The 4804-nt window shown below is 66.8% G+C and carries 5 protein-coding genes and 1 pseudogene; 5 read left to right on the top strand and 1 reads right to left on the bottom strand.

Features of this window, described 5'->3' with window-relative positions:
* Window positions 1-145: 145 nt before the first annotated feature.
* The 5 genes and pseudogenes from KDH83_RS29535 to fliR all read left to right on the top strand — a co-directional run.
* A pseudogene (locus tag KDH83_RS29535) lies at window positions 146-274 on the top strand (FliM/FliN family flagellar motor switch protein); the annotation flags it as partial.
* A 17-nt stretch (window positions 275-291) separates the two neighbouring features.
* Entirely contained in the window at window positions 292-615 is a 324-nt protein-coding gene (gene fliO / locus KDH83_RS29530; protein WP_212322350.1) for a flagellar biosynthetic protein FliO, read from the top strand.
* A gap of 57 nt (window positions 616-672) precedes the next feature.
* Entirely contained in the window at window positions 673-1419 is a 747-nt protein-coding gene (gene fliP / locus KDH83_RS29525) for a flagellar type III secretion system pore protein FliP (protein WP_212322360.1), read from the top strand.
* Between the two features lie 15 nt (window positions 1420-1434).
* Complete coding sequence (gene fliQ, locus KDH83_RS29520) at window positions 1435-1704, top strand: flagellar biosynthesis protein FliQ (protein ID WP_212322348.1); 270 nt, start codon at window positions 1435-1437, stop codon at window positions 1702-1704.
* A gap of 23 nt (window positions 1705-1727) precedes the next feature.
* Window positions 1728-2516: a flagellar biosynthetic protein FliR gene (fliR, locus tag KDH83_RS29515; protein ID WP_212322347.1), complete on the top strand. Its 789-nt coding sequence runs from the start codon at window positions 1728-1730 to the stop codon at window positions 2514-2516.
* Between the two features lie 165 nt (window positions 2517-2681).
* Here the strand turns inward: fliR and KDH83_RS29510 are convergent, their stop codons facing one another.
* Entirely contained in the window at window positions 2682-4277 is a 1596-nt protein-coding gene (locus KDH83_RS29510) for a PAS domain-containing methyl-accepting chemotaxis protein (RefSeq protein ID WP_212322345.1), read from the bottom strand.
* Window positions 4278-4804 lie beyond the last annotated feature (527 nt).

Below are 4804 nucleotides of genomic sequence, written 5' to 3'. Positions count from 1 at the left end.
CCTGTCGTACATTTCTACTGTGTGGTCTGTCACTCTTCTAGAGCTCTCCTTTTTACTATTTTTTGTTTTTTTTATAATGACCCCGCCCCCCCCGACACCCACACAGGGGGTCTCGTCGGCAGCGTCAGTTGTGTATAAGAGACGGGACATCTTCGTCAACGGCTATCTGATCGCCCAGGGCGAAGTCGTGGTGGTGGAAGACAAGTACGGCATTCGCCTGACCGACATCATCACCCCGTCCGAGCGCATCAACCGCCTGAACAACCGCCGTTGACCAGCGGGCAGGCCATCATGACCGAATCCGCCCTGCTGCGCGTCATCATCGGCCTGGTGCTGGTGGTGGCGGCCATCCTGGCCTCGGCCTGGCTGGCGCGCCGCGCCGGGCTGGTGCAGCGCGGCGGCGGCAGCCTGCTCAAACAGGTTGCCGCGCTGCCGCTGGGCGCCCGCCAGAGCGTCGTGGTCATCGAAGTGGACAAGACCTGGCTGGTGGTGGGCGTGAGCCCGAACCAGCTCACCACCCTGCACACCATGCCTGCCGGCGAGCTGCCCGAAGGCGCGTCCCTGCCCGCCTCGGCCTTCGCCGCCAAGCTGGGCCAGGCGCTCAAGCGCCGCTAGCCCGCGACCCTCATGAATTTCCTCAGACGCATGACTTCCTCCCGCGCCGGGCGCGGCATGCTGCCCATGCTGGGCGCCGCGGCGCTGCTGGGGCTGGCGCTGTTCCCGGCCGGCGTCGTCGCCCAGGCCACCCTGCCCGCCCTGACCGCCACGCCGGGCCCGAACGGCTCCGAGACATACTCGCTCAGCATGCAGACCATGCTGCTGATGACCTCGTTGTCGTTCCTGCCGGCGGCGTTGCTGATGATGACCGGCTTCACCCGCATCATCATCGTGCTGGGCCTGCTGCGCAGCGCCATGGGCACGGCGATGTCGCCGCCCAACCACGTGCTGATCGGGCTGGCGCTGTTCCTGACCTTCTACACCATGTCGCCGGTGTTCGACAAAATCTACGCCGACGCCTACAAGCCCCTGTCCGAGGGCTCGATCCAGTTCGAGACCGCGGTCGAGCGCGCCGCCGGGCCGCTGCGCACCTTCATGCTGCACCAGACCCGCGAGAACGACCTGGCGCTGTTCGCCAACCTGGCCAAGCAGCCGGCGCTGGACGATCCGTCGCAGGTGCCGCTGAAGATCCTGGTGCCGGCCTTCATCACCAGCGAGCTCAAGACCGCGTTCCAGATCGGCTTCACCATCTTCATCCCATTCCTCATCATCGACCTGGTCGTGGCCAGCGTGCTGATGGCGCTGGGCATGATGATGGTGCCGCCCGTGACGGTGTCCCTGCCGTTCAAGCTGATGCTGTTCGTGCTGGCCGACGGCTGGCACCTGCTCATGGGCTCGCTGGCCCAGAGCTTCTACCAATAAGCCCGGAGGACCGCCATGACCGCTGAAACCGTCATGACCATGACCTACCAGGCGATGAAGATCGCGCTGGCGATGGCCGGCCCGCTGCTGCTCGTCACGCTGGTCGTGGGCCTGGTCATCAGCATTTTCCAGGCCGCCACGCAGATCAACGAAATGACGCTGTCCTTCATCCCCAAGCTGCTGGCCATGTGCGGCGTGCTGGTGCTGCTGGGCCCGTGGCTGATCGGCCTCATGGTGGACTATATCCGCCAGCTCATCGGGCACATCCCCGGCCTGGTGTCCTGACCGGCGCGGCCGCCGGCGCACCCATGATCGCGTTCACCCTCGAACAGCTCAACGGCTGGATCGGCCAGTTCATCTGGCCGTTCGTGCGCATCCTGGCGCTGGTGGCCACCGCGCCGCTGTTCTCGGAATCCGCAGTGCCCGTGAAGGTCAAGGTCGGCCTGTCCTTCGTGCTGGCCGCGGCCATCGGCCCCACGCTGGACCCCATGCCGCCCGTGGCCCCCGGCTCCTACGCCGGACTCTGGATGGTGATGCAGCAGGTGCTGACCGGCATCGCGCTGGGCTTCACCATGCGCATCGTGTTCGCCTCGGTGCAGACGGCCGGCGAGTTCATCGGCCTGCAGATGGGCCTGTCCTTCGCGTCCTTCTTCGATCCCGGCACCGGCGCCAATACGGCGGTGCTGTCGCGCATGCTCAACGTCATCGCCATGCTGACCTTCCTGGCGCTCGATGGACATCTGCTGGTGCTGGCGGCGCTGGTGCGCTCCTTCGACACCCTGCCCATCGCGCAGATCCAGCTGCATCAGAACGGCTGGGGCGTGGTGGTCGAATGGGGCAAGACCATCTTCGTGTCCGGCCTGCTGCTGGCGCTGCCGCTGATCTGCGCGCTGCTGACCATCAACCTGGCCATGGGCATCCTCAACCGCGCGGCGCAGCAGCTGTCGGTGTTCTCGGTGGGTTTTCCGGTGACCCTGATCGTGGGCGTCACCGTGCTCACCGTGGTGCTGCCCCACGCCGGGCCCTTCCTGGAATCGCTGTTCGAATCCGGTCTCTCGGCCATGAGCCGAGTGGTAGACGGATTAGCCGGAGGCTAATCCGGAGTGAAGCCCCCCGGAGCGCTTGCGCGCTTCCCCCCAGGGGGCGCCGCTACGGACCGGCGGAGCCGGATCCGTGCGGCCCCGGTCTGGGAGGACTGAGGCAGATTGCGAGACTGCCCGTCATGGCCGCCCCTTCCAAGCCGGCACGGCCAAGCCATCCCCTCAAGGCTGGCCGGTCAGGCGGAAGACGCGGATCGTTTCACGCAGCGAGCCGGACTGTTCGCCCAGCTGCGTGACCGCGCCGCCCAGCTCCTGCACCAGCGAGGTGTTCTGCACCGTCATCACGTCCATCTGCGACACGGCCGTGTCGACCTGTTCGATGCCGCTGGACTGTTCCTGCGAGGCCTGCGAGATCTCGCCGATGATGTCCGTGACCCGGCGCACCGCGGCCACGATCTCTTCCATGGTCGCGCCCGCCTGCTCGGCCTGGGCCGAACCCTCGTTGACGCGGTCCACCGAGTCCTCGATCAGGCCCTTGATCTCCTTGGCCGCCTGCGCGCTCTTCTGCGCCAGGTTGCGCACTTCGCCGGCCACGACGGCGAAGCCCTTGCCGGATTCGCCGGCGCGCGCCGCCTCGACCGCCGCGTTCAGGGCCAGGATATTGGTCTGGAACGCGATGCCCTCGATGATGCTGACGATGTCGGCGATCTTGCGCGAGCTGTCGGAAATGCCGTGCATGGTGTTGACCACCTGGCCCACGGCCACGCCGCCTCGACGGGCCACGTCCATGCTGCTGGCGGCCAGCTGATTGGCCTGGTGCGCATTGTCGGCATTCTGGCGCACGGTGGACGTCAGCTGCTCCATGCTCGCGGCTGTCTGCTGCAAGGAGGCCGCCTGGCCTTCGGTGCGGCCGGCCAGCTCCTGGTTGCCGCGCGCGATGTGCACCGCCGCCTGGGTGGTGCCCTCGATACCTCGGTACACGTCCTGCGCGATGCCGATAAGGCTCTTGCGCATGACCTCCAGCGAGAACATCAGGCTGCCGATCTCGTCGTCGGACTCGGCCACGATCTGCGTGGTCAGGTTGCCCGCGGCCACCTGGCGCGCCATGTTGGCGGCGTCCACCACCGGACCGGTCACCGAGCGCGACAAACGCCAGCCCAGCAGGAAGACGGCCGCCACGCCCAGTGCCACCAGCGCGCAGCCGAAACTGGCGCCGGCGGTGCTCAGCGCGTCCCAGTTCGCATGCAGGCCGTAGGCGCCCGCGCCCGCCACGAAGCTCGCCGACACCAGCGCGTGGCGCAGCATGCGGCTGCGCACGCCCGAGCGGAAGGGATACGCCAGCACGTCGATGATGCGGCGCCAGCCGGCCCGCACCGGCCGGCCCCGGCGAATGCGCACGCCGCGCGCGGTCCCCTCGCGGATGCGGGCGTAGAGCGCCTCGGCCATTTCGATCTGCTCGTCGCTGGGCCGCACGCGCACCGACGAATAGGCCACCACCTCGCCGTTCTCGACGATGGGCGTGGCATTGGCCAGCACCCAGTAGTAGCCGCCGTCCTTCCTGCGGTTCTTGACCAGCCCCAGCCAGGACTCGCCTTCCTGCAGGGTTCGCCACAGATCCTCGTAGGCCTGCGGCGGCATGTCCGGATGGCGGACGATATTGTGCGCCTTGCCAATCAGCTCTTCACGGGAGAAGCCGCTGACCTCGATGAAGGCGGGATTGGCATAGAGAATCCGGCCTTTGGTGTCCGTGCGCGAGATAAGGTATTGATCCTCGCGCAGCTTGGTTTCCACATTGTGGACGGGAAGGTTCACTCGCATTGCCGGTCTCCTGTTGCTTCATTCGGAGAAGAGCGATTCCATGAGGGCGAGCACGCCGAGCCCGCGCGATGCGCAGGCCAGTCCCCGCCTGGTCCGTGAATCCGAAAGCCATCTTGCACCGCTTTCGGATGTCGGAACCTGTTTCATCGCCTATCTCCAGGCGTTATCGCAATTAACGGCTACATTTTCGAAAACTTAACGTGCGCAGGATCAAACACCCGTCATTTTCTTGTGCTAGGAAAACCCGGCAATCCTGAGCCAGGCATGCCGTCCGCACGCATGCGCCGCGCAAGGCGGCCCGCCGATGCGACAACGGCGGCGCGCCCCGGACCTGGGACGTGCCGCCGTTGTCTGCGCCCGCTATCGCGGGCGCGGGAACATGCTGGTGTTCCGGCTACCTCAGTGCTGCCCCAGGGTCGGGGCGGCACGGCCGCCGAGCTGGTGCGCCGGCACCTCGATGACCTCGCCGGCATTGATCTTGAACACCGCCACCGCTTCGGCCAGGCGCTGCGCCTGTTCCTGCAGCG

It is taken from the genome of Achromobacter sp. Marseille-Q0513 (assembly GCF_018195695.1).
In the GTDB taxonomy this organism is placed as follows: domain Bacteria; phylum Pseudomonadota; class Gammaproteobacteria; order Burkholderiales; family Burkholderiaceae_B; genus Achromobacter.
The sequence above is the reverse complement of the archived record's forward strand: the minus strand, read 5'-3'. Positions and strand labels throughout refer to the sequence as shown.

What these genes read in the sequence shown, in the direction of transcription:
- KDH83_RS29510 (WP_212322345.1), bottom strand. Translation starts at nt 4,277, where the DNA reads ATGCGAGTGAACCTTCCCGTCCACAATGTGGAAACCAAGCTGCGCGAG.
- fliP (WP_212322360.1), top strand. Translation starts at nt 673, where the DNA reads ATGCTGCCCATGCTGGGCGCCGCGGCGCTGCTGGGGCTGGCGCTGTTC.
- fliO (WP_212322350.1), top strand. Translation starts at nt 292, where the DNA reads ATGACCGAATCCGCCCTGCTGCGCGTCATCATCGGCCTGGTGCTGGTG.
- fliR (WP_212322347.1), top strand. Translation starts at nt 1,728, where the DNA reads ATGATCGCGTTCACCCTCGAACAGCTCAACGGCTGGATCGGCCAGTTC.
- fliQ (WP_212322348.1), top strand. Translation starts at nt 1,435, where the DNA reads ATGACCGCTGAAACCGTCATGACCATGACCTACCAGGCGATGAAGATC.